This window comes from Serratia sp. JSRIV004 (genome assembly GCF_019968705.1).
Classification (GTDB): domain Bacteria; phylum Pseudomonadota; class Gammaproteobacteria; order Enterobacterales; family Enterobacteriaceae; genus Chania; species Chania fonticola_B.
In genome coordinates this window covers 1,513,567-1,538,421 of record NZ_CP074140.1, presented here as the reverse complement: position 1 = coordinate 1,538,421, position 24,855 = coordinate 1,513,567, and the positions used below count along the sequence as shown (strand labels likewise).

Genomic DNA, 24,855 nt, shown 5'->3' with positions numbered 1-24,855 from the left:
GCTGGACGTGATGATTAAGCAATACCTGCAAGTAACTAAACCAGGAATTATTTTCGGTAATTTAATTTCTGTCGTCGGGGGATTCCTGCTCGCTTCCAAAGGGAGCATCGACTATCCCCTGTTTCTCGCCACCCTGTTAGGGGTCTCGTTGGTGGTTGCCTCGGGCTGTGTATTTAACAACTACATTGACCGCGACATCGACAAGAAAATGGAGAGAACGAAGAACCGGGTGCTGGTAAAAGGCCTGATCGCGCCGAGTGTGAGCCTGGTTTACGCTACCTTGCTGGGTATTGCTGGTTTTGCACTGCTGTATATCGCAGCCAACCCGCTGGCCATGTGGCTGGCGGTGATGGGCTTTGTGGTTTATGTCGGCGTTTACAGCCTGTACATGAAACGCCACTCGGTATATGGCACGCTGATCGGCAGCCTGTCTGGAGCTGCGCCACCGGTTATTGGCTACTGCGCGGTCACTAACGAGTTTGACGCTGGTGCGTTGATCCTGCTGGCTATCTTTAGCCTGTGGCAGATGCCGCATTCTTATGCGATTGCCATCTTCCGCTTTAAAGATTACCAGGCAGCCAATATCCCGGTGCTGCCGGTGGTGAAAGGCATCTCCGTTGCCAAAAACCATATTACGCTCTACATCCTGGCGTTTATGATCGCCACGCTGATGCTGACCCTGGGCGGTTATGCTGGCTACAAATACCTGATCGTCGCAGCGGCGGTGAGCGTGTGGTGGCTGGGCATGGCGTTACGCGGCTACAAAGCGGAAAATGACAGCGTCTGGGCGCGCAAACTGTTTGTGTTCTCAATCGTGGCCATTACTTCACTTAGCGTAATGATGTCGATCGATTTCAGTGCCAGTGCTACACCAGAAACCCTGTTAACCTACGCTTGGTAAACAGCGGATGTCTGCGAATGGGCCGCTCAGCGGCCCATTTTATTTGTTTCAGAGAAAAGCACGCCAACTGTAATATCTGTTAAACAACATTCGATTTACCCCCCCTGCCCTTCGCACTAGAATGACGCAACTTTGCCGAGGCTATTCCAACAGGCTAAGTCCCCCTACTTAGCCCGTTGGAATAGGCTTTACTGAGGTCAAGATGAACGACAATATAATGACGCCCCAAGAACGCCGTGCGACCTGGGGCTTGGGAACCGTATTCTCACTGCGCATGCTTGGCATGTTTATGGTGTTACCGGTACTGACCACCTATGGGATGGCGCTGCACGGTGCCAGCGAGGCACTGATCGGCCTGGCTATCGGTATTTATGGCCTGGCGCAGGCGGTATTCCAGATCCCCTTCGGCCTGATTTCGGACCGCGTTGGCCGTAAGCCACTGATCGTCGGCGGGCTGCTGATCTTCGCCCTTGGCAGCGTGATCGCAGCCTTAAGCGACTCTATCTGGGGCATCATTCTTGGCCGTGCATTGCAGGGTTCCGGGGCGATAGCCGCTGCGGTAATGGCGCTGCTGTCGGATTTAACCCGCGAACAGAACCGTACCAAGGCGATGGCGTTTATCGGCATCAGCTTCGGTATCACCTTTGCTATCGCCATGGTGGTGGGCCCGATAGTGACCCATGCTTTCGGTTTGCATGCGCTGTTCTGGATGATTGCCGTGCTGTCACTGGCTGGTATCGCGATTACCTTACTGGTCGTCCCTTCTGCCGACGAACACGTGCTGAACCGGGAATCGAGCATCGTGCGGGGCAGTTTTAGCAAGGTGCTGAACAATTCGCGGCTGTTGAAACTCAACTTTGGCATCCTGTGCCTGCATATCTTGCTGATGTCCAGCTTCGTTGCCTTACCGTTGGCGATGGAAAAAGCTGGGCTGGCCGCTGCGGACCACTGGAAAGTCTATCTGGTCACCATGCTGGTTTCCTTCATTGCCGTAGTGCCGTTTATCATCTATGCGGAAAAATACCGCCGTATGAAGCAGGTCTTTATGGGCTGCGTGGCGGTACTGTTTTGCGCCGAGGTGGTGCTGTGGTTTTCTGGCCAGCATCTATGGGGCATCATTGCCGGAGTGCAGCTGTTCTTTATGGCGTTTAACGTCATGGAGGCCATCCTGCCTTCGCTGATCAGCAAAGAGTCCCCGGCGGGTTATAAAGGCACGGCGATGGGGGTTTACTCTACCAGCCAGTTTATTGGCGTGGCCATCGGCGGCAGCGTGGGCGGCTGGTTATATGGTTTTCAGGGAGCAGGGTTGGTCTTTATCGCCGGTGCGGTACTAGCCGCCGTCTGGTTTGTGGTCAGCAGCACCATGAAAGAGCCGCCTTACGTCAGCAGCCTGCGTATCACGTTGTCTGAACTGGCGGTAAAAGATTCGGCGTTGCAAAGCCGTTTGCTGGCTCAGCCGGGGGTAGCGGAAGCGGTCGTAGTTCCCGAGGAACGCAGCGCTTACGTGAAGGTAGATACCAAACAGACCAATCGCGGTCAGTTGGAAGCCCTGATCGCAGCGCTTTAAAACAATAGGGCCGGTTTACCGGCCCTGCACAACTTAATCGCGGAAGTTTTTAAACTGGAACGGCTGTCCCAGATCGGCACCACGGATCAGCGCCATCACGCTTTGCAGATCGTCGCGTGCCTTACCGGTAACGCGGATTTCATCACCCTGGATCTGCGCCTGTACCTTCAGCTTGCTGTCTTTGATCAGCTTGACGATCTTCTTCGCCATTGAGCTTTCGATCCCCTGCTTGAGCTTGGCATCCACGCTGTAGGTTTTGCCACTGTGGGTCAGTTCTTCCGGGATTTCCAGCGCACCGCCTTCAATGCTGCGTTTCATCAGTTTTTCGCGCAGGATATCGAGCAATTGCTGCACCTGGAAGTCAGACTCGCTGGCGACCTTAATGCTTTGGTCTTTCTCGTTCAGCTCAAAGCTGGCCGGTACGTTACGGAAATCCCAACGGGTGCTGAGATCGCGGGTAGCGTTATCAACGGCGTTGCGAACTTCCTGCATATCAATTTCGGAAACGATGTCGAAAGATGGCATACTTCTCTTCCTCCTGAATGGGTGCTGTATGATTTCGTTGCCGTGCATGATACCCGCTTTGCGGTTTCAGGCAAAATTCAGATATATGCCTGAACAAGACGTTCAACAACAGAAAAGCCTATAATCAAAAGGATGCATCAGTGGTCTTTCCGAAAACCAGGGAGATGAAATGAAAATAACCATTCTTGGTTGCGGCGCGCTCGGACAACTGTGGCTAGCCAAACTCTATCAGCAGGGCCACGATGTACAGGGATGGTTACGGGTGCCCCAGCCATTTTGTGCGGTCAACGTCATTGAACCCGACGGCACCTCGTTTAACCGTAATTTACCCACCAACGATCCTGAACACCTGCGGCAAAGTGAGTTGCTGCTGGTCACGCTGAAAGCCTGGCAGGTTTCCAGCGCGGTGACAGCATTACTGCCCAAATTAAACCCTCGCTGTGCCATTTTGCTGCTGCATAACGGCATAGGGACTCAAGAGGAATTGCCACCGCACAGCCAGCCGGTGCTTCAGGGAATTACCACCCATGCCGCACGCCACGATGGTAACACCATTGTGCACGTCGCCAACGGCACCACCCACATCGGCCCAACGACCCAGCAAGCCACCCACCTCAGCCATCTGGCAGAGATCCTGCACCAGGCTCTGCCCGACGTTGCCTGGCATAACAATATTGCTTCGGCCAGTTGGCGCAAACTGGCGGTCAACTGCGTCATTAACCCGCTAACCGTGCTGTATGACTGCCGTAACGGCGATCTACAACGCTACCCTGAGCAGATAGAGCTTATCTGCCGTGAAGTGGCTAGCGTGATGGAGATGGAAGGTCACCACACCTCGTGCGAAAGCCTGGTGTTCTATGTGATGCAGGTGATCCAGTCAACGGCGGACAACATCTCCTCAATGCTCCAGGATATCCGTTCTCAAAGGCACACCGAGATCGACTACATTACCGGTTATTTGCTGCGTCGCGGACGCAGCCACGGCATTCCGTTGCCAGAAAATACCCGGCTGTTTGAAATCATTAAACGCAAGGAAAATAGCTATGAGCGCATCGGTATTGGTCTGCCTGGCACCTGGTAGTGAAGAAACCGAGGCCGTAACCACCATCGACCTGCTGGTTCGCGCCGGTGTCAAAGTAACGACCGCCAGCGTTGCCAGTGATGGTGGCCTGACCATCGTCTGCTCACGCGGCGTCAAGCTGCTGGCAGACGCCCCCTTGGTGGCAATTGTTGATGACCACTTTGACGCCATCGTCTTACCTGGCGGTATCAAGGGAGCAGAGTGTTTTCGCGACAGCCCGTTGCTGGTGGAAAAAGTTCGCCAGATGCATCTGCAAGGCAATATTGTCGCCGCCATCTGTGCGGCACCGGCCTTGGTATTGCAGCATCACCAACTGTTCCCGATCGGCAATATGACCGGCTTCCCTGGCCTGAAAGAGCAAATCCCGGAAGAGCAGTGGATGGAAAGACGCGTCGTGTTCGACCCACGCGTCAACCTGCTCACCAGTCAAGGGCCAGGCACCTCGATGGAGTTTGCCCTGAAACTGATCGATTTGCTGTTGGGTAAGGCCAAAGCGGCTGAGATAGCGGCACAGCTGGTACTGATCCCCGGCATGTACGACTTCCGCGATTGAAGCAATATTGGCAGGCCAGTTGGCCTGCCAAGCCAATGGCTTATTCGCTGATGGTAAAGGTCAGCGTTGAAAGCAACACGGATTCATCACATTTCGCCTTATCCGCATAAGGCCGTTTATGTTCGGTTTCGACTACCCAATATCCTGCCTTCAGCGGGTAAACGTTGACTTTGCCCTTGCCGTCGGTCTGATTCAAAAAGGCTTTGGCATGACTATGCGTATGCCCGTGGTGCTCGTGTGGGTCGCCAAATCCGGCAAACGTCGCCGTCACATCGGCATTCTTTAGCGGTTTCCCGTCATACAATACCTGTATTGGCAACGGCTGCCCTGGCTTGATGGTGGCCGGGTTGGCTAACGGGATAATTTCCAGCTGCAACCCCTGCGGCTGGCTGATGACTGCGGTCTCTGTCGCCCCATCGATGTTCACAATGGTTTTGCCAAACATGGAGGCCCGCTCGCAGTAAAGCGCGTCTGGCATTTCCGTCCTGCTCTGCTGTTGCCATCCCGATTTATTTTTCGACCAATAGGTGGGGTTATAGATAGCGATAGCGGCATAGCTACCCTTGGCTAACGGTTTTTCCGTCACGAACTGGTAATTCTCTTTACCAGGCTTCAGCATCAGATCCCCATTCTTACCGATCAGCTGTGCCGGTGCGAAAATGTGCAGGCGATCTTCAGGGATCGCTTCTGCGGTAGGGAACTCATCTCCATAACCGAGCTCTATCGTGCTCTGCCCGCCCGCAGCGGGTAACGCATTAACCCATAACGAATGGGCCTGCGAATGGCTGACAAACCAAAAAGGCAGTATCGCCACCAACTTTTTCAACTGCATTAACCTGCTCCTTTCCCAATCCACACAAAAGATATGTTATAACGTAACAATAAATAAACCAAAGTAAGCCACTATGTCAAAGTTATTCGAGGGGAAAGAGAAAAAAGAGGATCAAGCAGAGGAAGTGGTCAAGGATAGCAACACCAGAGAAACGGCATTGCTACCCTGCAACGCAGATTACGGGCGGTAGACTTTAACGTTAGCGTAGCCCTGCTCCAGCAGGTACAGCGCTTGCAAACGGCTCATTACGCCGCGCTCACAGTACAGCAGATAGGTTTTGCTCTGATCGAGATCGGCAAACTGCGTGCCTAACTTGTAGAACGGCAGCAGTTTGACTTCCACCTGCGCCAATTGCAGCGGCTTCTCTTCCTGCTCGTCCACCGAGCGGATATCCAGGATCACTTCGTTAGCGCTGAATTCAGCCACGGTTTCTACTTCGGCGACCTGCTGACTGGTTTCTTCTGCGATAGTGCGGATATCGACGTTACGCGCTTCGCGCACCACGCGATTGAGGATCTCGAAGTCAAAGTGCCCTTCTTCCTCTTCAATCCTGGTTTTGATTGCCTTGACCGTCGGGCTTTTTGAGATCACACCACAATATTCCGGCATGGTCTTGGCAAAGTCTTCAGTGCCGATTTCACGCGCCACGTTGATGATGTGCTCTTTATCATGCGAGATCAGCGGGCGCAGGATCAGGGTATCGGAGGCGTTATCGATCAGACGCAGGTTGGTCAGGGTCTGGCTGGAAACCTGGCCCAGCGCTTCGCCGGTCACCAAAGCCTGCACATCATAACGTTCAGCAACCTGGGAAGCGGCACGTACCATCATGCGTTTGAGCACCACGCCCATTTGACCATCGTCGACCTTTTCCAGGATCTCACCGACCACCGGTTCGAAATCGATCGCCACAAAGCGCACCTTGTGTGAGCTGCCGAAGCGGTTCCACAGATAGTAGGCAACCTGCTTGACGCCAATTTCGTGCGCCGCGCCACCCAGATTAAAGAAGCAATAATGTACACGGCAGCCACGGCGCATCAGCATATAACTGGAAACACCAGAGTCAAAACCGCCGGAAATCAGTGACAGCACATCTTCCTGAGTGCCAATCGGGTAGCCGCCAATGCCTTCGCGGCGCGCCTTGACCAACATCAGCTTGTCGTCATCGATCTCCAGATTTACCGTCACCTGAGGGCGAGAAAGTTTGACGCGCGCGCTTTCAATATGCTGGTTCAAACCGCCACCAACGTAACGCTCTACATCCTGCGAGCTGAACTCATGCTTGCCGCGGCGTTTCACCCGCACGCAGAAGGTCTTGCCTTCCAGCTGCTCGCGGTAGGTTTCCAGCGTCTGTTCAAAGATGTGGTGGACATCGGTATAGGCGCGATCTTCCACTTCCAGGATATGGTGAATACCGGGAATACGCGTCAGAGCATCGGCAATCACCGGGCGCTGATCTTCGTTTTTGGCACGCACCTCGATAAAATCCCAGTGACGGACAACCGCCAGAGTTTCATCATACTGCTTCAGGACGTTACGGATGTTGGTAGTCAGGATCTTAATAAAGCGCAAGCGCACAGATTGACTCTTGATGGTGATTTCCGGGAACAATTTAATGATAAACTTCATGGCGGTCTTTATAGTCTGATGAAAATGAGGCAATACCTCTGCCCTATGGGTTTCAGCGGCCGTGGTTAGCTGCCACTGCAAGGCTATTAGGTATACAATGGCGATAAGATTGATAAAATCGCGGGCTGGCCGAGCTTTTATCAATCTTATCTGGGCGCGAAGTATATCACTATCTGCATGCGCGCCGTGCACAAAACCACATAGACGTGCCATGATTTGCTAATCAAGATCCGCTAGGATAGGCTCGGGCCCCACTGTTCACATGATGATGTAAAAAGAAAACTATGGCGAAAAAACCTGCACAATCAGACAGTAAAGAGCAAAGCATCAGCTTTGAGAATTCTCTGAGCGAACTCGAGAGTATCGTAACCCGCCTGGAATCCGGCGAGTTGCCTCTGGAAGATGCGCTTAATGAGTTTGAGCGTGGCGTCCAATTGGCTCGCCAGGGCCAACAGAAGCTGCAACAGGCGGAGCAGCGAGTACAGATCCTGCTCAACGACCAGAACGACGATGCCGCACTGACCCCTTTTACCCCGGACGCTGAGTAATTACGATGTCTGAGTTCCACGATCAGTTACAGGCCTTCCATCAGCGCAGCGATCGCGCACTGCTTGGCTATATCGCTCCGCTGCCGTTCAATGATGGCAAAATGGTTGAGGCGATGCGTCACGGCGCCTTACTGGGCGGTAAACGACTACGGCCTTTCCTGGTTTACGCCACCGGGCAAATGTTTGGCCTGAGCCTGGAGAATCTGGATGCCCCAGCGGCGGCGGTGGAATGCATCCATGCCTATTCGCTGATCCATGACGATCTGCCAGCGATGGATGACGACGATCTGCGCCGCGGCCAGCCAACCTGCCATATCAAATTCGGGGAAGCTAACGCGATTCTGGCGGGCGATGCCCTTCAAACGCTGGCTTTCTCGATCCTGGCCGACGCAGACATGCCCGATGTAGCCCTGCGCGATCGGCTGGCGATGATTTCCGAACTGGCCAAAGCCAGCGGCGTTGCCGGTATGTGCGGTGGCCAGTCGCTGGATCTGGAAGCCGAAGGTAAGCAGATCGATCTACAGGCACTAGAACAGATCCACCGCCATAAAACCGGCGCGCTGATCCGTGCCGCGGTTCGCTTGGGGGCTTTGGCCGCCGGTGAGCCGGGCCGTGCTGCACTCCCTGAACTTGACCGTTACGCGGCCGCCATAGGGCTGGCGTTTCAGGTGCAGGACGATATTCTCGACGTCGTGGGCGAAACCGAAAAAATCGGTAAGCGCCAAGGCTCCGACCAACAGCTTGGCAAGAGTACCTACCCTGCACTACTTGGGCTTGACAGCGCCAAGTTAAAAGCGTGGGATCTCTATCAGGAAGCCTTGGCCGCATTAGACTCGTTGGCCACACAATCTTATAACACCGCACCGTTACGTGCATTGGCCAACTTCATTATTGAACGCGACAATTAACTCCTCTGATATGAGTACTGAATGAGTCTTGATATAGCCAAATACCCGACCTTGGCCTTAGCGGAAAATCCTGAAGAGCTCCGCTCATTGCCAAAAGAAAGCCTGCCGAAGTTGTGTGATGAACTGCGGCAATACCTGCTGGACAGCGTCAGCCGCTCCAGTGGCCACTTTGCGTCTGGGCTGGGTACCGTCGAGCTGACGGTGGCACTGCATTACGTCTACAACACTCCTTTCGATCACCTGGTTTGGGACGTTGGCCATCAGGCTTACCCACACAAGATCCTGACCGGTCGGCGTGACCGCATCTCGACCATCCGCCAGAAAAACGGCCTGCACCCTTTCCCGTGGCGCGCCGAAAGTGAATATGACGTGTTGTCCGTTGGCCACTCTTCAACCTCGATCAGCGCGGGTCTTGGTATGGCCGTGGCCGCCGCGCGTGAGGGCAAAAACCGCCGTACCGTCTGCGTGATAGGCGACGGTGCCATCACCGCAGGCATGGCGTTCGAAGCCATGAACCACGCTGGCGACATCACCCCGGATATGCTGGTGGTGCTGAACGATAATGAAATGTCGATCTCCGAAAACGTCGGAGCGTTGAATAATCATCTGGCGCAGCTGCTGTCTGGCAAGCTCTACTCCACGCTACGCGAAGGCGGCAAGAAGGTACTCTCCGGCGTACCGCCGATCAAAGAACTGCTCAAGCGTACCGAAGAACACCTCAAAGGCATGGTGGTCCCCGGCACGCTGTTTGAAGAGCTGGGCTTTAACTACATTGGCCCGGTAGACGGGCATGACGTGCAGGGATTGGCCGCTACGCTAAAAAACATGCGTGACCTGAAAGGCCCGCAGTTACTGCATATCATGACCAAGAAAGGCCGTGGCTATGCTCCGGCAGAAAAGGATCCGATCAGCTTCCACGCGGTGCCAAAATTCGATCCGGCCAGCGGCACCCTGCCAAAAAGCGCTGGCGGCCTGCCAACCTATTCCAAGATCTTTGGTGAATGGCTGTGTGAAACGGCGGCCAAAGACAGCCAACTGATGGCGATCACGCCAGCCATGCGCGAAGGTTCCGGCATGGTGCAGTTCTCTCGTGACTATCCGCAGCAATATTTCGACGTGGCGATCGCCGAGCAGCATGCGGTGACTTTCGCCGCCGGATTGGCGATCGGCGGTTACAAGCCGGTGGTGGCGATTTACTCTACCTTCCTGCAGCGCGCCTACGATCAGGTGATCCACGACGTAGCGATCCAGGAGCTGCCGGTGATGTTTGCCATCGACCGCGGTGGGATTGTCGGTGCAGATGGCCAGACCCACCAGGGCGCCTTTGATCTTTCGTTCCTGCGCTGCATCCCGAACATGGTGATCATGACGCCAAGTGATGAAAACGAATGCCGCCAGATGCTGTACACCGGTTATCACCATAACACGGGCCCAAGTGCGGTACGCTACCCACGGGGCAACGGTACGGGTGCAACGCTGGAACCTCTGGCCCCATTGCCGCTCGGTAAGGGCATCGTGCGTCGCGAAGGGGAAAAGATTGCCATCCTCAACTTTGGTACCCTGTTGGCGGAAGCCGCTCAGGTCGCCGAAGCGATGAACGCTACGCTGGTAGACATGCGTTTTGTCAAACCACTGGACGAACAGCTGGTGCTGGAAATGGCCGCCAGCCACGAAGTGTTGGTGACGCTGGAAGAGAACGCCATTATGGGCGGCGCTGGCAGCGGGGTTAACGAACTGCTGATGGCCAAACGTCGTGTCGTGCCCGTACTGAATATTGGCCTGCCGGATGAATTTATCCCACAGGGCGGCCAGGAAGAGATCCGCAGCGATCTGGGCCTGGATGCGGCCGGTATTCAGCGCCAGATCGAAACCTGGTTGGCATGATTTAACCAAAAGGGCGTCCCACTGGGCGCCCTTATCAATCCCACCCTTCAACGCCACGCCCATCATTTCTGCATCATTTTCCGCTACAGTTATTTTTTGAACGGTACACAGGAGAGAGGCATGAAATATCTAAAGTTAGGTAACACCGATCTCAACATTTCCCGCATCTGTTTGGGTTGTATGACCTATGGAGAACCCTCACGTGGCAACCACGCCTGGACGCTGCCAGAGGAAAGCAGCCGCCCGTTGATCAAGCAGGCGCTGGATGCGGGCATCAACTTCTTTGATACCTCCAACAACTATTCCGATGGCAGCAGCGAGGAGATCGTTGGCCGGGCAATGCGCGACTTTGCTCGCCGCGACGAGGTGGTGATTGCCACCAAAGTCTATAACGCCATGAGCAACCTGGAGCGCGGCCTGTCACGCCCCAAGATCATGCAGTCGATCGACGACAGCCTGCGGCGTTTGGGTACCGACTACGTCGATTTACTGCAAATCCACCGTTGGGACTATGAAACCCCGATCGAAGAAACGCTGGAAGCCCTGCATGACGTAGTAAAAGCGGGTAAAGCACGCTATATCGGGGCCTCTTCGATGTACGCCTGGCAGTTTGCCAAGGCGCTGTACACCGCCGATCTGCACGGCTGGACACGTTTTGTCAGCATGCAGGATCAGTACAACCTGATCCAACGGGAAGAAGAGCGCGAAATGCACCCGCTATGCGCCGCCGAAGGGATTGCCGTACTTCCCTGGAGCCCGCTGGCTCGTGGCAGGCTGACACGCCCCTGGGGCGAAACTACAGCGCGTCTGGTCAGCGACCTATATGGCAAAACCTTGTATGACGCTACCGAAGGGGTTGATGCCCTGATTGCCGAGCGCGTAGCCACTATTGCTGAAGAGCGCAGCGTTTCGCGAGCGCAAATCGCCCTGGCATGGCTGCTGAGTAAACCAGTGGTTACCGCGCCGATTATTGGTGCCTCACGCAGCGAACACTTGGTCGATGCCTTAGCCGCCGTTGATCTGGAGCTAACATCGCAAGAGATTGCAGAGTTAGAAACGGCCTATGTGCCGCATCATGTGGTCGGCTTTGAATAGCAGCAGAGGCGTAACCCAAAATGCAAAAACCCGACTGGTGAGGTCGGGTTTTTGCGTTTCGGCCGATACTCTGACCAGGGTAGAACTATCCCTAACTAACACGGGCCAGTATAAGACAAAAGATTGAGAGGTGCAAATTCGTACAATTTGACGCTCGTTTTTTACTCACCCCTCCGATATAATCAGGAGGTTAGTCATAGTGATAGTTAAACTTTGGCCTTTCGCAGCGTGGGATAGACGTCTTCAAGTCCTGGCTGAAATACAGGTGGTGCTGATTTCAGTGCTCTGGCCGGAGTTGAACTATCCCTAACTAACATTCGGGATAAACCGTTGTGACAGGCAGCGTATGAGTAAGCAACGGCGTTCTCACTCCACTTGATGGAGAAACGGATGAAAACTTTGATTGATAAAGTTCTCATCGTTCTTAAAGCGCTGGTTGCGCTGCTGGAACTGATCCGCCGGCTCATCGATTGATGACTGTGGAAACGTAGCTAAGGTCGGGGGTTTGCCGCCTCCGACCTTTAATAATAACTATTGAGCGCTCCCGAAGTGATCGTAACCACTCCAAGGCAGTTCAACCTCTTGCTGATCGCGGTAGAACTTCATCCCTTCAGACTGCGGGCCGATCTGGCCAATACAGGTGTAATCCGCACCTAAATGGCTTAATGCCACTTCCAGCGCACCCCGATTGATCTCTGGCACGGTGAAGCACAGTTCATAATCTTCACCGCCGGTCAGCGCCCAGCGCAACGCCTGATCTTCATCGGTATTGCTGGTCAGCGTCTGCGACAGCGGCAACTCATCCAGCTCGATACGGGCACCGCACTCAGAGGCGTTCAGCACGTGTCTCAGATCGGAAATCAGACCGTCGGAGATATCGATCGCCGAGCTGGCCAAATCACGCAGCGCCTGGCCTTGCAGCACACGCGGATGCGGGCGCAGATGGCGCGCCAACAGATATTGTTGAGCAGCCCGATCGCTCACTTGCAAACGATCCTGCAGGATTGCCAGCCCGGCGGCGCTGTCGCCCAGCGTACCGGTCACGTAAATCCAGTCGCCAATACGCGCGCCGCTGCGGGTTAGCGCCCGCCCGACCGGGATATGGCCGTGGATCGTCAACGTCATGCTCAGCGGGCCACGGGTAGTGTCGCCGCCAATCAGTTGCATGCCGTAGTAATTCATCTGTTCGAACAGGCTATCGCTGAACGCCTTGAGCCACTCTTCGTTCACTTCCGGCAACGTCAACGCCAGCGATAGCCACGCGGGATCGGCGCCCATTGCGGCCAGGTCGCTCAGGTTAACCGCCAGGGCTTTATAACCGAGATCGGCGGGATCGATATCCGCCAGGAAGTGAATACCCGAAACCAGGGTATCGGTACTGATGGCTAAAAGCTGTTTTTCCGGCACTGTAAGCAGTGCGCAGTCATCGCCAATGCCGAGCTGTACGTCGCGGCGCACACTTTTGAACCGGTCAAAATAGCGGGCAATGAGATCAAATTCGCCACATGCCATAATTCGTCTTCCAAAGAAGTAAGGCCGGTTTCCCGGCCTTATATTTTATTTTTTCCTACGGATGCTGGGGGCTGCTTTATCCAGCACGCCATTGACAAACTTGTGGCTATCTTCTGCGCCGAAGGTTTTCGCCAGTTCGATCGCTTCGTTGATGGCCACTTTGTAAGGGACGTCTTCACGCATTTTCAGCTCGAACAGCGCAATGCGCAGTACGGCTCTTTCCACCTGGCCCAATTCTTCGAGCTGGCGCGACAGGAAGGGGGCCATCAGGCCATCCAGCATACCTGCGTTGACTGCCACACCGGACAGCAGCTCACGAAAATAGGCGACGTCAACATCTTTGACATCCTGCTCCGTCAGGAACTGGTGTTCAACATCGGCAATGTCATTTTTAGACAACTGCCAAGAGTAAATCGCTTGAACAGCGCACTCACGAGCGCGACGACGAGCAGCAGGTTTCACGGAATTCCCCTTAAACTAAATTCAGGCTTTAATAGCTTTGATTACATTAATCATTTCAAGTGCGGTCAGGGCGGCTTCTGCGCCTTTGTTGCCCGCTTTGGTGCCGGCACGCTCGATCGCTTGTTCGATGCTTTCGGTGGTCAGCACGCCAAAGGCAACCGGGATCTCGGTATTCATAGAGACTTGGCCCAGACCGGAGCTGGCTTCGCCCGCCACATATTCGAAGTGCGCGGTGCCCCCACGGATCACCGTACCCAGAGCAATCACCGCATCGTATTTACCGGTGTTAGCCAGCACGCGTGCGGTTAATGGCAGCTCGTAAGCGCCTGGGACCCAAACAACGGTGATGTTGTCATCAGCAACCTGGCCGATACGCTTCAGTGCATCAATGGCACCTTGCAGCAGGCTGTCGTTGATGAAATTGTTAAAACGTGCAATTGCGATCGCCACACGGGCATTTGGAGTAGCAACAACACCTTCGATAACTTTCATGGGCTTTCCTTAAAAATGGGTTCAATACCCCGCAGGGGGGCGGATTCTATCATATTCTTTGCCCGGCTGCGCGGCGCTTTTGTAAAACGCGGCTGCACCGGCAGGCAAAGGTTACATTCTCTATTTGGCGGTTAACCGCAAGCGCAGATCGGGGCCAATCTGACGCACCTCGCTAAAGACAAACTCAGGCGCATCGGCCAAGTGCGTCAGCCCCGGTAGTTGACACAGCCCACGGGCATTATCCCCCAATAGTTTGGGCGCGATGTACAAGACGAGCTCATCCACCAGCCCAGCCTGCAGCAGCGCACCGGCAAGCTGTGCGCCCGCCTCGACCCAGATGCTGTTCACCTGGCGCTTGGCCAGTTGCATCATCATTACCACCAGATCGATACCGCCGCCGTGCAGTGGGAAAGATAATTGCTCTACCCCTGCTGGCCAAACCCGATCGTCTGGCTGCTGGCGTGCCAACCAAGTCATCCCCGGTTGCTGCACGACCCGGTGCTGAGGCGTGACCCGGTTCTGGCTGTCCAGAATAATCCGTAGCGGCTGGCGCAGGCTGTCACGCGGATAAATCTGCTGGGTTTCACTGCTCAGTTCATCCCAGCGCACCGTTAGCGAAGGATCGTCGGCCAACACGGTTGCGCTGGTGCTGAGGATCGCCGAACTGGCCGCCCGCAACTCCTGTACATCCCGCCGGGCCTGCGGTGAGGTGATCCACTGGCTTTCCCCCGAGGCCATCGCCGTACGGCCATCCAGTGAAGCGCCCAGCTTGAGCTGCACATAGGGAAACCCGGTGCGCATACGCTTGAGGAACCCCAGATTGACCGCTTCCGCCTCTGCCAGCATTACGCCGTGGCGCACTTCGATGCCCGCCTGTTGCAGCTTGTATAGTCCACGCCCGGCAACCTGCGGATTAGGATCTTGCATGGCTGCCACCACGCGGCTGACTCCCGCGGCAATCAAAGCATCTGCACAAGGTGGCGTACGGCCATGGTGGCTACAAGGTTCCAGCGTGACATAGGCCGTGGCCCCCCGCGCCTTTTCCCCCGCCATGCGCAAAGCGTGTACTTCCGCATGCGGCTCACCGGCCCGCAAATGGAAGCCTTCACCCACAATGCTGCCATCGCGCACGATCACGCAGCCCACGTTCGGGTTCGGCGTGGTGGTAAAACGCCCCAGGCGCGCCAGCTCAAAGGCGCGCGCCATATAGAATTCGTCGTTTTGCATGCGGATCCTGTTAATCCTGCAGTTTGGCGATCTCTTCGCCGAATTCGCGAATGTCTTCAAAACTGCGATATACCGAAGCGAAGCGGATATACGCGACCTTATCCAGCTTCTTCAACGCATCCATCACCAGGTTGCCGACCATTTTGGTGGGCACTTCACGCTCGCCGGTAGCACGCAGCTGGGATTTGATGTGGTTGATGGCGTTTTCTACGTCGTCGGAGCTGACCGGGCGCTTTTCCAGCGCTTTCAGCATGCCACGGCGCAGTTTATCTTCGTTGAACGGTTCGCGAACCTCATCACTTTTGATCACTCGTGGCATTACCAGTTCGGCCACTTCAAAAGTGGTAAAACGTTCATTACACACCAGACATTGGCGACGACGGCGCACCTGCGATCCATCACCCACCAGGCGGGAATCAATCACTTTGGTATCAACGGCAGCGCAGAAAGGGCAATGCATAACTCGTCCTGATAAGCGTTTACATAGTTGAGCACAGTTTACCCCGAACTAACGCCACAACAAAGACCGCCGGGCATTTGTTGCGAATTGCGTCCATCATTGAGTAATAAAGCACCCCTAAAAGGCACTGGACATGACTTTGGCCAGCGATCGGTCTAAGCTGGTAGCCAGTGTGATTGAAGAGGAAATTGCCGTTATGACAATCCGTTATCGTCAGGTTTGTCTGCTCACCGCCATGATCCTGCTGGCCGGTTGTGCACAGAACCGCGAAGTGCCGAAACTCACCAACCAGGTGGTTGAGCTGAAACAGGTGCTGGGGGAGTTGACCGAGCAGGCGACCGCCCTGGAGCGCCAAAATCGGCTTAACCAAAGCTCAACCAGCGGCGTCTACCTGCTACCAGCCGCCAATAATGCCGCCAGATTACACAGCAGCGTGGGTGAGCTTAGCCTGTCGCTCAACTATGTGAAGAGCGAGGCCAACGGCAGCCAGGCAATACTGTATGTGCGTACGCTCTCAGGCCAATATCTGCCAGGCTTTACCGCTACGTTGGAGTGGGGCCAGCTGGATGCCGCAACCGGTATGCCTCTGACCGCGCAGGCGCAGTCGCAACAAATTCAGAGCGCCAGTTCGCTGCTGCCAAAAACCGAGCAAATCTTTGAACTGCGCCTGAGTGGCGTAACGCCATCGCAACTGGGCTATATCCGTGTGCATAGCATAGAGCCCATTGCTCAACGTTGATACGACGAGTCACCCAATCCCCGTTGTTCACGGGGATTGGGCCAGCAAGATTAACCCAAACGCTGCAGCTTTGCTGGTAACCCCTGCCGTACCGCCGCCCCGCTGACCCAGTCCAGCCAGCTATTACCGACTTCGCGAGTCGGATCGGCCAGCCCCAGATCGTTGAGGTTGATCCCTGCGGCAATGCGTGGATCCGATGCCAATGCCTGCCCATCCAGCGAATGAACCCGAGCCCCCATTTCACGATGCCCATAACCGTGTTCAATGGCAATCACGCCCGGCATGACCCCGTCGAGCAAGCTGATTTGCGCTTCCACGCTGCCGCCCGGCGTCTGCAACCTGACCCGGTCGCCATGTTGTAACCCATAGCGCTCGGCATCTAGCGGGTTGAGCGCGACCAGATTAACCGCCTTCACGGCCCGCAAACGCTCGATAGGAGCAGTTGAGCTGCTCATCAGGTGCGACTTGAACGACATCAGCCGGAACGGCCACGCCTCGCTCGGGTAGTGCTGCGCCACGTCGGAGCCGTCGGCAAAACGTGGTGGATAATAGGTTGGACAGCCGCTATAGCGCTCCCCGGTCATGGCATGGCGATGGCGTGCCACCTCTTCATTCCAGATATTCAGCCCCTGCTTCCACTGCGGACCGGTCGCCTCCCCTTGCCAAGCCTGCTCATGAGGCGCGAAACGGCCACCACGCGCCAGCACATAGCCCACCCGCAGCCGCTCGTCCGGTTTCAACACCTGATTCAGCGCCGGTTGCAGACGATCAACGCCGGTCAGGCGCAGCTCGCTCTCCGTCGCCTCAGGCACTGGCTCACCGGCAAACGCCACGTTGGCCGCTGCACGCAGGTAGTAATCTTCGGCACAATGCAGCCCGCAAGGGTTACCTTGCGCATCCTGCAACGCCCCGTCGCCGAATCCCGGCAGCCCCATGGCCTTCGAGAGCGCAATAACAAAGCTCTCCAGCGCGATCGGCTGCCCATCCGCCGTCTTGGCTGTTCGCGCAGGCACCACTGGCCAACGGGCGGTACTGGCCTTGACCATTACGCCAGACCAAGGGGAGGTAAATCCCCAACTTTCAAAGTTATGCGTATCCGGCACGATATAGTCCGCCAACGCGCTGGTTTCGTTAATAAAGGCGTCGACGGAAATAAACAGCGGCAGATGCTGCGGATCCTTCAGCCTGCTCTCCACCACGTCGCGCAACCCAGCTACACCATAGAGCGGGTTGCCCATATGATTGATCCAGGCTTTCAGCGGATAAGGATATCCCATCAGCGCCGGAGCTAGCTGCTCGGTAAACTGACCAGCCACAAAGGGATACCACGGCCCCCGCGCCGGATAAGGATTGACACCTTGTTCCACCTTGCGGCGATATTCATCTGACTTTTCGTACGCCTGCTTACTGCGCGACAACACCAATCCTTTCGGCTTCACCATCTCAGGGAAAGTGGCGAGATTGTAGCGTGGTCCTTCGGCAAACTCCTTGAACTTGCCGCCGCCTACTGAAACGCCCCCCTTGAGATTAAGGTTACCGATCAGCGCATTGAGCATCATCACCGCCCAGCTGCTATAGAAACCGTTGCCGCTCATCATGCCGCCATGGGAGATCACTGCCGCCTGCCGCTGATAGGACGTAAACTCCTTGGCCAACGCCGCAATGGTTTCAGCGCTAACGCCACACTGGGCGCTGTATTCAGCCAGAGTAAAGCGTTGCGCCGCCAATTGCAGACAACGCAAGCTGGAGCGCACCCGTACCGATGAGCCATCGGCCAGTTGAACCTGCTGCTCAACCAGCAGTTGTCCACGCATGGCCTCGGTGGCGGGCATTGGTTCGTTTCGCTGTGCGTCCCACACCAAGGCAGGGCTTTCCTCATCACCGCCAGCCCCACCTACCAGATGTGACTTACGCAGGAACTGGCCGCACAGAGGATGATCGTCATCGATCACCACCAGATGCGTGGCATTCGACCAGCTTTTTTCACCGGCCGCCTGCATGGCCGCCTCGCCGGGTAACGCCAGATAATCGGCGTTATAACGCTCCTGGTCGATAATCCAACGGATCATGCCCATCGCTAGCGCTGAGTCCGTCCCCGGCAGTACCGGCACCCAGCGGTTATGATCGTTGGCCAGCGTGGTGGTCAACGGCAGCGCCGGGGCTACCACCACATAGCGGAACTCATCGCGCAGGCGGGCATTGGCTAACTGACGCCCCTGCCGTTTGAACGGGTTACCGGACTGTGCGGGTGACGTCCCCAGAAACAGTGCAAAGCGCAGATGATCCCAGTCGGGTTTCACATGGGCGTTTTTGTCCAGATCGCCCATCAGCGCTCCGGAACCTGCCCGATAGGCTAGACCACAGTAAGCGCCATGATGGCCGAAGTTGCGCGTGCCAAAGGCGTTTTGTGCAAAGCGTTTGATAAAGATATCCCGCCCCTCATCACCTGCGTTGGTGACCAGCAGTTGGTTAGCCTTCGGCCCAAGCGTTGGCTGTGCCGGATCGAGCGGCGTTTGCAGATCGCGGATGGCCCGTAATCCCTCCACTGGCCCTTCACCAAACAGATCGCCGCCTTCAACCACTTCCTTGATCAGTTGTTCAAAACTGATGCGCTGCCACTGCCCGCCACCGCGCGGCCCTACCCGTTTCATCGGTTCCAGCACCCGGTAGGGGCTGGTCAGCCCTTCCAGCAGAGTTGCACCGCGAGCACAAGCGGTTGAGCGCTGTTCCAGACCAGCATCACCGCCTAGCCGGTTGAGCGCATCACTCACGGGCAAACGATAAGGAAAATGATGATCGTGCGACAGCGGATGATAGGGGTTACCCGCTACGCGCAGTATCTGATTGCTGTCACGATCGACCCGCACCCGTAGGCCGCACAGCGTCCAGCAGCCAAAACATTGTGTCATGGAAACTGCCTGCTGCGGATTGGCCTGCCAGCCTTCGGGATGCTGACGGCCTTCTGGCGGTAACGCATTGGCACTGATCCGGTCCAGCGTCAGTTTTCCACTGCTGCCGTCACGCAGGCCGGTAAACACCTTCTGCACCATTTCGCTGTAGCTGGCACCAAACACGGCCAGCCCACCCAAAGCGAGCCCGCCTTTCAACCACTGACGACGCGTTGACTTAGCCATAGCGTTTTTTCTCCATCAACCCATGCTGTAATTCACGAACCCCGATGATCAATGCCAGCCACAGCCCGAAGGTACCGAGGATGGCCAATAGCCCCTCGCTGCCGAGCGGTAACACATAGGGGTTGAACAATATATTGAACTTGGGCAGTGTCTGGGTTTGCATCAGCAGCATCCAGCGCACGCCCCAACAGAGCAACAACGCTGCCACGCATTGTGCTAACAGACCTGCCGTCCCTAGCGCCCGATGACGCGATCGCCAAGCCGAAACCAGCAATAGCAGGATCAAGACGGCAAATGTGCTGCCAACCCATGACCAAGCGCTCCCCTGGGTGGGTAACTGACGCAACGCAGCAGCGGAGTCACTACCGTCCAACCACCAGCCCAGGCTGGAGAGGCACAGCAACAGCAGAGAGATCCCTTGATAGCGTGCCAAGCGCGATTGCCATTGCGGTTCGTGACGTAACCAGTAGGCCAGCATTGGCGGAACGGCCTGCATAGCGGTGAGCAGCAATAGCCAAGGCAACCACAGGCTGTACCACAACGGTTGTGAACGCAGCACGGACACTTCGCGGCCGGTATAGAGCAAGATGCTGACGGCTGAAAGCAGCGTGGCCAAGGCTATCCAGCGCAACCATTTCTCTTCTTGCCAAGCGGGCCAGATCTGTAACCAGCGCGCCCAAAATGGCAGGGCTTTTGCCCTCAGTTGGCAACGCAGCAGCAAAATGAAATAGGCCATTACCAGCAAGGTAAACAGCGGCAAAAACACCGAGCCAAGAGACATCCACGACCAAGGTGCAAAATGGGCATAGAAGTGCCAGATTCGAGCGGGCTGATGTAAATCCGCACTCAGAGCCAACGGAGCCACAGTGCCGCTCACCACCGCCAACGAAACGGCGGTCAACTCCAGCCGAGATGCCTCAGACGCTGAACGCCAGCGTAGCCAGGCCGCAATGGCAATGCTGCTACATGCCAGGCCGATGAAAAAGAAATACTGTACCGCCCAGGGCAACCAGGCGATCTCCTGTGGGCGAGCCATCACTTCACGGATCATGAGTGTACCTCCTGCCACAGCGCCGGTTGTCCCCGGACATGGCTGACAAAAGCCTCATCCAGCCCCAGATAAAACACCTGTGGGTGCGTCCCCTGCTCGGGTTTCAGCACCTTTAGCTCCCCTCGATGCTGTTCCAGCGTGCGCCTTAAAGTGCCTTGTTCATCGTTGAGATCGCCAATCATGCGCGCACCGCCGACGCAGGATTCCACGCAAGCAGGCAACAGTCCGGCATCCAGGCGGTGGACGCAGAAGGTGCATTTATCCGCGGTTTGGGTTTCATGGTTGATAAAGCGCGCCTCATAGGGGCAGGCTTGCACACAGTAGGCGCAGCCGACACAGCGCGTGTTATCAATCACCACAATGCCGTCCTCACGCTGGAAGGTCGCCTGTACCGGGCAGACCGGCACGCATGGCGGGTTATCACAATGATTGCACAGGCGCGGTAGCAGCACGTTGGTGGGGATACGCTGGCTATCCGTGACGACCTGATACTGCAGCACACTGGTGCGAAACTGCCCCTGCGGCAGCTGATTTTCTACCGCGCAGCTAACCGTGCAGGCCTGGCAGCCAATACAGCGGCGCAGATCGATCAACATTGCCATACGCTTTTTGCCGTCGCCTTCACGCCGCTCGGGTTGCAGCTGCCAGCCGGAGTGCGCCAGCGGTACCAATGCGGCTCCTGCGGTCAGGACACCGAGGCGTTGTAAAAATTGCCGTTTTCCACTATCCATTGATTTCTCCCAAAAAGTATCAACCGGGGAGCTGATACAAAGGAGTGTAAAAGTGGCGTACGACCGCCCATATTGTGGTTTACCACATTCCCTACTGCGGCTTGATCCAGGACAATTCCTGCTGGCGATCGAGATCATAAAAATGGAGATGATGTGAAAAAGGCAGTACTGATGATCTTGCTATGCGGCTGGTTGAGCCCGGTCTGGGCGGGGCAATGGACCATCGCCGTGCTGGCATTACGCGGCGATACACATGCGCTGGCCCAATGGCAGCCGTTAATTAACCATCTCAACCGTCAGTTCCCAGACGAAAGCTTTCAACTGTTGCCGCTGAACCTGGCCGATATGGGGGAAGCCGTCAGCAACGGCCAGGTCGATTTTCTGCTCACCAACCCGGCGCAGTATATTCAGTTGGACAATAGTTATCCGTTACGCTGGTTGGTGTCCTTACGCTCCGGGAAAAATCAGCAGAACGCTTCAAACAACGTAATAGGCAGCGTGATATTGGTACGCCGCGATAGCCCAGTGATCAACGCCGATCAGCTCACCGGAAAAAAAGTGGGCGCGGTCTCCCCTGACGCCTTTGGCGGCTATCTTCTGGGCTATAAGGAACTGTTGGCCGCCGGCGTACATCCGGAAAAAGATCTGCAACTGCACTTCAGCGGTTATCCGGTGGACGCCCTGCTTTATCTGCTGCGCGATCGGGCACTGGACGCGGCCATCGTGCCGGTTTGTCTGCTGGAAGAGATGGAGAAAGAGGGATTACTCAAAGCCAATGATTATCGTGCCCTGCTGGCCAAACCCAGCGCACAGCCCTGCCTGACCAGTAGCGTACTTTATCCCAACTGGTCGTTTGCCGCCTTGAACCACGTACCCGATCCCCTGGTCGACGAGCTGACCCGCCAACTGTTGCAAATGGATACCCCAGGTCTCCCTGCCTGGGGCGCTCCCGCCTCATCTCGCCAGGTAGATCAATTGCTGCGCGATCTGGATCGCCATCCGGCACAGCGTTCACTCTGGCAAGAGATACACAGTTGGGCATTGCAACATCTGCTCCTGCTTGGCGCGCTCGCCGGGGGCATGCTACTGCTTGGCACTAACCACCTGTGGATCGGCCACTTGGTACGCCAGCGTGGGCGCGAGCTAGAACAAATGCATCTGACGCTGCGGGCCAGAGAAGCGGCGCTAGCCCGGGCGCAACGTCTCAGCACTCTGGGTGAGATGGCCTCCGGCTTTGCTCACGAACTTAACCAGCCTCTGGCGGCAATACGTCACTATGCCGAAGGCTGCCGTATTCGCCTTGAACGCAGCGATCCGCAGCACGAGCTGTTGCCGATCCTCGAACAGATTGGCCAACAGGCGCAGCGCGGGGCAGAAATCATCGTCAATCTGCGCCAATGGGTCAGCAAAACGCCACACCATGAGAGCGCACAATGGCTAACGCTGCGCCCCCTGGTGGAAAACGTCATCAAGCTGATGCGCATCGAACAGCATTACCCTCAGTGCCAGTTGGCCATCATCATCGCCCCGAAAAGCCAGTTGTATAGCCAGGCCACGCTGTTGGAGCAGGTGCTCACCAACTTGTTAAGTAACAGTCTGCAGGCCGGTTCACAGCAGATCACCCTGAGGCTGGAAACCGATGGCGATCGCCAGACGCTGATACTGGAAGACGATGGCGGCGGCCTCAGCGCCGAACAGTTAGCACAGCCGTTCGTGCCTTTTCGCAGCACTAAATCTGAAGGTCTTGGCCTGGGGCTGGTGATCTGCCAGCGGCTGCTAAGGAGCCAGCAGGGGGAGCTGACGCTGGAAAATTATTCGATATCGCCACAACGGCAGGGGCTACGCGTTACCCTGCTCTTCCCTGGGATCAAAAAGGAAACACGCCATGGCGCTGATACATCTGGTCGATGACGATCTGGCAGTCACCGACGCCAGCCGCTTTTTACTCGAAGGGTTGGATTACCGGGTGAAGATCTGGAACGACAGCCAAAGCTTTATCGACCAAGTCGACCCTTACCAATGCGGCGTCGTGATGCTGGATATTCGCATGCCGGGGATCGATGGGCAGCAAATCCATCAGCGGCTACGCGAGCGGGAAAGTACGCTGGCAGTAGTGATCGTTACCGGCCATGGCGATATCGCCATGGCGGTAGCAGAGATGAAATTGGGGGCGTTGGATTTCCTGCAAAAGCCGATTGCCACCGCACCGCTGATCGCCGCGTTGGAACGGGGGATCGCCCATTCTCAACGCCAAGTGGAGCGCTACCAGTTGCAGCAGCGTTACAGTACGCTAACCTCACGCGAGCGTGATATCGCTAGCGGCGTTGCCGCCGGAATGACCAACAAGGCCATCGCCGATCGTTACTTCGTTGCCGTACGCACCGTCGAGGTACACCGCTCTAAAGTGATGGAGAAGATGCAGGCCACCAGCCTGGCGGAATTGGTGAGCTCGCTGAACCTGCTGGCTGCACAGGAGCAAAAAAAATGCCGATCAGCGTAAACTGACCGGCATCGGGTTCAGACGGTGCGTGGCTTACTCAGCCACATACCGGGCAATCACGGCAAGATCGAAGGCTGATCGGCGCCCTCTTTCTCCACTTTCTGCTGCAGCATGTGTTCGCGTTTCATACCCAGTTTCAACGCCAACGCAGAGGCGACGTAGATAGAGGATATGGTACCGATAGACACACCGATCAGCATGGTCAGGGAGAAGCCCTGCAGCATCGCGCCGCCGAAGATGTACAGCATCAGAACCACCATCAGCGTAGTGGCGGAGGTCATGATGGTACGGCTCAGCGTCTGCGTCAGCGAGACGTTCATGATTTCGTAAGGCGTACCGCGACGGATCTTGCGGAAGTTCTCACGAATACGGTCAGATACCACGATACTGTCGTTCAGCGAGTAACCGATCACCGACATCAAGGATGCCACGATGGTCAGGTCAATCTCGATATGGAACAGCGACAGCACGCCCATGGTGATGACCACGTCGTGCGCCAGGGCGATAACGGCCCCCGCGGCCAAACGCCATTCAAAACGGAAGCCCACGTAAATCAGGATACAGATCAACGCCACCAGCAGCGCCATGCCGCCGGTTTGTGCCAGTTCTGCCCCTACGCTCGGGCCAACGAATTCAATACGCTTGACGGACGCATTCTTATCGACCGATTCGTTGATCACGCCAATAACTTTGTTACCCAGTTCCTGGCCTGCAGTACCGACCGCCGGTGGCATACGCACCATTACGTCACGGCTGCTGCCAAAGTTCTGGATAATCGGGTCCTGGAACCCGGCTTTTTCCAACGTATCGCGCATCAGGTCCAGATTCGCGGGTTGTTCCAGAGTAATTTCAATCACCGTACCACCGGTGAAATCCAGACCCCAGTTAAACCCACGCACGGACATGGTGGCGATCGACGCTACCAACAGCACCAAAGAGATGCCGAAGGCCACGTAATCCCAGCGCATAAAGTCATAGACTTTACGGCCGTAGTTGAGTTGTTCAACAGTATAATCCTGTGCCACAA

Annotated in this window: 24 protein-coding genes; 12 read left to right on the top strand and 12 right to left on the bottom strand. The window is 56.0% G+C overall.

Annotated features, from left to right (window positions below; all coding sequences use genetic code 11):
- The first annotated feature begins 10 nt into the window (after positions 1–10).
- Positions 11–901 carry a heme o synthase gene (gene cyoE / locus KGP21_RS07130; RefSeq protein ID WP_021180177.1) on the top strand — a complete coding sequence of 297 codons (891 nt, stop codon included), beginning with the start codon at positions 11–13 and terminating at the stop codon, positions 899–901.
- Between the two features lie 202 nt (positions 902–1,103).
- Entirely contained in the window at positions 1,104–2,468 is a 1,365-nt protein-coding gene (locus KGP21_RS07125) for an MFS transporter (protein WP_024483938.1), read from the top strand.
- Positions 2,469–2,501: 33 nt separating this feature from the next.
- Here the strand turns inward: KGP21_RS07125 and KGP21_RS07120 are convergent, their stop codons facing one another.
- Positions 2,502–2,993 carry a YajQ family cyclic di-GMP-binding protein gene (locus KGP21_RS07120; protein WP_021180179.1) on the bottom strand — a complete coding sequence of 164 codons (492 nt, stop codon included), beginning with the start codon at positions 2,991–2,993 and terminating at the stop codon, positions 2,502–2,504.
- Positions 2,994–3,162: 169 nt separating this feature from the next.
- Here KGP21_RS07120 and panE point away from each other — a divergent pair, with 169 nt between their 5' ends.
- Positions 3,163–4,074: a 2-dehydropantoate 2-reductase gene (panE, locus tag KGP21_RS07115; RefSeq protein ID WP_021805488.1), complete on the top strand. Its 912-nt coding sequence runs from the start codon at positions 3,163–3,165 to the stop codon at positions 4,072–4,074.
- Positions 4,037–4,627, top strand: a complete 591-nt coding sequence (gene yajL / locus KGP21_RS07110) for a protein deglycase YajL (RefSeq protein WP_021180181.1) — start codon at positions 4,037–4,039, stop codon at positions 4,625–4,627. Before panE ends, yajL begins: the two co-directional genes overlap by 38 nt.
- A gap of 40 nt (positions 4,628–4,667) precedes the next feature.
- Here the strand turns inward: yajL and KGP21_RS07105 are convergent, their stop codons facing one another.
- Both KGP21_RS07105 and thiI read right to left on the bottom strand, forming a co-directional pair.
- A complete protein-coding gene (locus tag KGP21_RS07105; RefSeq protein WP_223537609.1) occupies positions 4,668–5,459 on the bottom strand; it encodes a DUF4198 domain-containing protein in 792 nt (263 codons plus the stop codon).
- 177 nt (positions 5,460–5,636) lie between these two features.
- The gene (thiI, locus tag KGP21_RS07100) at positions 5,637–7,085 is read right to left on the bottom strand and encodes a tRNA uracil 4-sulfurtransferase ThiI (protein ID WP_037375262.1); all 1,449 of its coding nucleotides are present in this window, start codon (positions 7,083–7,085) and stop codon (positions 5,637–5,639) included.
- A 284-nt stretch (positions 7,086–7,369) separates the two neighbouring features.
- On the opposite strand from thiI, the gene xseB reads away from it, so the two are divergent.
- From xseB to dinQ, 5 genes are all read left to right on the top strand, one after another.
- Complete coding sequence (gene xseB / locus KGP21_RS07095) at positions 7,370–7,633, top strand: exodeoxyribonuclease VII small subunit (protein WP_024483932.1); 264 nt, start codon at positions 7,370–7,372, stop codon at positions 7,631–7,633.
- Positions 7,634–7,638: 5 nt separating this feature from the next.
- Positions 7,639–8,541, top strand: a complete 903-nt coding sequence (gene ispA / locus KGP21_RS07090; protein ID WP_059200010.1) for a (2E,6E)-farnesyl diphosphate synthase — start codon at positions 7,639–7,641, stop codon at positions 8,539–8,541.
- Positions 8,542–8,562: 21 nt separating this feature from the next.
- On the top strand, positions 8,563–10,425 hold the full coding sequence (dxs, locus tag KGP21_RS07085; protein WP_209528349.1) for a 1-deoxy-D-xylulose-5-phosphate synthase: 1,863 nt from the start codon (positions 8,563–8,565) through the stop codon (positions 10,423–10,425).
- Between the two features lie 120 nt (positions 10,426–10,545).
- Entirely contained in the window at positions 10,546–11,520 is a 975-nt protein-coding gene (locus KGP21_RS07080) for an aldo/keto reductase (RefSeq protein WP_094981202.1), read from the top strand.
- Positions 11,521–11,898: 378 nt separating this feature from the next.
- The gene (gene dinQ / locus KGP21_RS29720) at positions 11,899–11,994 is read left to right on the top strand and encodes a damage-inducible type I toxin DinQ (RefSeq protein ID WP_368443917.1); all 96 of its coding nucleotides are present in this window, start codon (positions 11,899–11,901) and stop codon (positions 11,992–11,994) included.
- 57 nt (positions 11,995–12,051) lie between these two features.
- Here the strand turns inward: dinQ and thiL are convergent, their stop codons facing one another.
- From thiL to nrdR, 5 genes are all read right to left on the bottom strand, one after another.
- Entirely contained in the window at positions 12,052–13,032 is a 981-nt protein-coding gene (gene thiL, locus KGP21_RS07075) for a thiamine-phosphate kinase (protein ID WP_179252240.1), read from the bottom strand.
- Positions 13,033–13,077: 45 nt separating this feature from the next.
- Positions 13,078–13,494: a transcription antitermination factor NusB gene (gene nusB / locus KGP21_RS07070; RefSeq protein ID WP_021180188.1), complete on the bottom strand. Its 417-nt coding sequence runs from the start codon at positions 13,492–13,494 to the stop codon at positions 13,078–13,080.
- Between the two features lie 21 nt (positions 13,495–13,515).
- Positions 13,516–13,986, bottom strand: coding sequence for a 6,7-dimethyl-8-ribityllumazine synthase (gene ribE / locus KGP21_RS07065; protein ID WP_021805495.1), 471 nt, complete (start codon positions 13,984–13,986; stop codon positions 13,516–13,518).
- Positions 13,987–14,106: 120 nt separating this feature from the next.
- The gene (gene ribD, locus KGP21_RS07060) at positions 14,107–15,213 is read right to left on the bottom strand and encodes a bifunctional diaminohydroxyphosphoribosylaminopyrimidine deaminase/5-amino-6-(5-phosphoribosylamino)uracil reductase RibD (protein WP_024528648.1); all 1,107 of its coding nucleotides are present in this window, start codon (positions 15,211–15,213) and stop codon (positions 14,107–14,109) included.
- A 10-nt stretch (positions 15,214–15,223) separates the two neighbouring features.
- Positions 15,224–15,673 (bottom strand): transcriptional regulator NrdR, encoded by a 450-nt coding sequence (gene nrdR / locus KGP21_RS07055; protein WP_021180191.1) that lies wholly within the window; start codon positions 15,671–15,673, stop codon positions 15,224–15,226.
- A gap of 196 nt (positions 15,674–15,869) precedes the next feature.
- On the opposite strand from nrdR, the gene KGP21_RS07050 reads away from it, so the two are divergent.
- Positions 15,870–16,412, top strand: coding sequence for a DUF3251 domain-containing protein (locus KGP21_RS07050; RefSeq protein WP_037375327.1), 543 nt, complete (start codon positions 15,870–15,872; stop codon positions 16,410–16,412).
- A gap of 50 nt (positions 16,413–16,462) precedes the next feature.
- Here KGP21_RS07050 and ttrA read toward each other — a convergent pair whose 3' ends face one another.
- Genes ttrA through ttrB form a run of 3 tightly spaced genes read right to left on the bottom strand, consistent with a single transcriptional unit; the run spans position 16,463 to position 21,328 of the window.
- Positions 16,463–19,546: a tetrathionate reductase subunit TtrA gene (ttrA, locus tag KGP21_RS07045; protein ID WP_223537606.1), complete on the bottom strand. Its 3,084-nt coding sequence runs from the start codon at positions 19,544–19,546 to the stop codon at positions 16,463–16,465.
- Entirely contained in the window at positions 19,539–20,597 is a 1,059-nt protein-coding gene (gene ttrC, locus KGP21_RS07040) for a tetrathionate reductase subunit TtrC (RefSeq protein WP_021805499.1), read from the bottom strand. Before ttrC ends, ttrA begins: the two co-directional genes overlap by 8 nt.
- On the bottom strand, positions 20,594–21,328 hold the full coding sequence (ttrB, locus tag KGP21_RS07035) for a tetrathionate reductase subunit TtrB (RefSeq protein ID WP_121606033.1): 735 nt from the start codon (positions 21,326–21,328) through the stop codon (positions 20,594–20,596). The genes ttrC and ttrB overlap by 4 nt, the downstream gene beginning before the upstream one ends.
- Before the next feature lie 171 nt (positions 21,329–21,499).
- Between ttrB and ttrS the strand changes: the two genes are divergently transcribed.
- Positions 21,500–23,239, top strand: coding sequence for a tetrathionate respiration histidine kinase TtrS (gene ttrS / locus KGP21_RS07030; RefSeq protein WP_371824858.1), 1,740 nt, complete (start codon positions 21,500–21,502; stop codon positions 23,237–23,239).
- A complete protein-coding gene (gene ttrR, locus KGP21_RS07025) occupies positions 23,214–23,828 on the top strand; it encodes a tetrathionate respiration response regulator TtrR (RefSeq protein WP_021180197.1) in 615 nt (204 codons plus the stop codon). Before ttrS ends, ttrR begins: the two co-directional genes overlap by 26 nt.
- Before the next feature lie 56 nt (positions 23,829–23,884).
- Here ttrR and secF read toward each other — a convergent pair whose 3' ends face one another.
- Positions 23,885–24,853 carry a protein translocase subunit SecF gene (gene secF, locus KGP21_RS07020; protein WP_024483920.1) on the bottom strand — a complete coding sequence of 323 codons (969 nt, stop codon included), beginning with the start codon at positions 24,851–24,853 and terminating at the stop codon, positions 23,885–23,887.
- Between the last annotated feature and the right edge of the window lie 2 nt (positions 24,854–24,855).

Excerpts from the sequence above, each read along its gene's own strand:
- dinQ (WP_368443917.1), top strand. The coding sequence starts at position 11,899 with ATGGAGAAACGGATGAAAACTTTGATTGATAAAGTTCTCATCGTTCTT.
- ttrR (WP_021180197.1), top strand. The coding sequence starts at position 23,214 with ATGGCGCTGATACATCTGGTCGATGACGATCTGGCAGTCACCGACGCC.
- ttrA (WP_223537606.1), bottom strand. The coding sequence starts at position 19,546 with ATGGCTAAGTCAACGCGTCGTCAGTGGTTGAAAGGCGGGCTCGCTTTG.
- ispA (WP_059200010.1), top strand. The coding sequence starts at position 7,639 with ATGTCTGAGTTCCACGATCAGTTACAGGCCTTCCATCAGCGCAGCGAT.
- KGP21_RS07120 (WP_021180179.1), bottom strand. The coding sequence starts at position 2,993 with ATGCCATCTTTCGACATCGTTTCCGAAATTGATATGCAGGAAGTTCGC.
- cyoE (WP_021180177.1), top strand. The coding sequence starts at position 11 with ATGATTAAGCAATACCTGCAAGTAACTAAACCAGGAATTATTTTCGGT.
- panE (WP_021805488.1), top strand. The coding sequence starts at position 3,163 with ATGAAAATAACCATTCTTGGTTGCGGCGCGCTCGGACAACTGTGGCTA.
- ttrC (WP_021805499.1), bottom strand. The coding sequence starts at position 20,597 with ATGATCCGTGAAGTGATGGCTCGCCCACAGGAGATCGCCTGGTTGCCC.
- KGP21_RS07105 (WP_223537609.1), bottom strand. The coding sequence starts at position 5,459 with ATGCAGTTGAAAAAGTTGGTGGCGATACTGCCTTTTTGGTTTGTCAGC.
- ttrS (WP_371824858.1), top strand. The coding sequence starts at position 21,500 with ATGATCTTGCTATGCGGCTGGTTGAGCCCGGTCTGGGCGGGGCAATGG.
- nrdR (WP_021180191.1), bottom strand. The coding sequence starts at position 15,673 with ATGCATTGCCCTTTCTGCGCTGCCGTTGATACCAAAGTGATTGATTCC.
- KGP21_RS07080 (WP_094981202.1), top strand. The coding sequence starts at position 10,546 with ATGAAATATCTAAAGTTAGGTAACACCGATCTCAACATTTCCCGCATC.
- KGP21_RS07125 (WP_024483938.1), top strand. The coding sequence starts at position 1,104 with ATGAACGACAATATAATGACGCCCCAAGAACGCCGTGCGACCTGGGGC.
- thiL (WP_179252240.1), bottom strand. The coding sequence starts at position 13,032 with ATGGCATGTGGCGAATTTGATCTCATTGCCCGCTATTTTGACCGGTTC.
- ribE (WP_021805495.1), bottom strand. The coding sequence starts at position 13,986 with ATGAAAGTTATCGAAGGTGTTGTTGCTACTCCAAATGCCCGTGTGGCG.
- xseB (WP_024483932.1), top strand. The coding sequence starts at position 7,370 with ATGGCGAAAAAACCTGCACAATCAGACAGTAAAGAGCAAAGCATCAGC.
- ttrB (WP_121606033.1), bottom strand. The coding sequence starts at position 21,328 with ATGGATAGTGGAAAACGGCAATTTTTACAACGCCTCGGTGTCCTGACC.
- thiI (WP_037375262.1), bottom strand. The coding sequence starts at position 7,085 with ATGAAGTTTATCATTAAATTGTTCCCGGAAATCACCATCAAGAGTCAA.
- ribD (WP_024528648.1), bottom strand. The coding sequence starts at position 15,213 with ATGCAAAACGACGAATTCTATATGGCGCGCGCCTTTGAGCTGGCGCGC.
- dxs (WP_209528349.1), top strand. The coding sequence starts at position 8,563 with ATGAGTCTTGATATAGCCAAATACCCGACCTTGGCCTTAGCGGAAAAT.
- yajL (WP_021180181.1), top strand. The coding sequence starts at position 4,037 with ATGAGCGCATCGGTATTGGTCTGCCTGGCACCTGGTAGTGAAGAAACC.
- KGP21_RS07050 (WP_037375327.1), top strand. The coding sequence starts at position 15,870 with ATGACAATCCGTTATCGTCAGGTTTGTCTGCTCACCGCCATGATCCTG.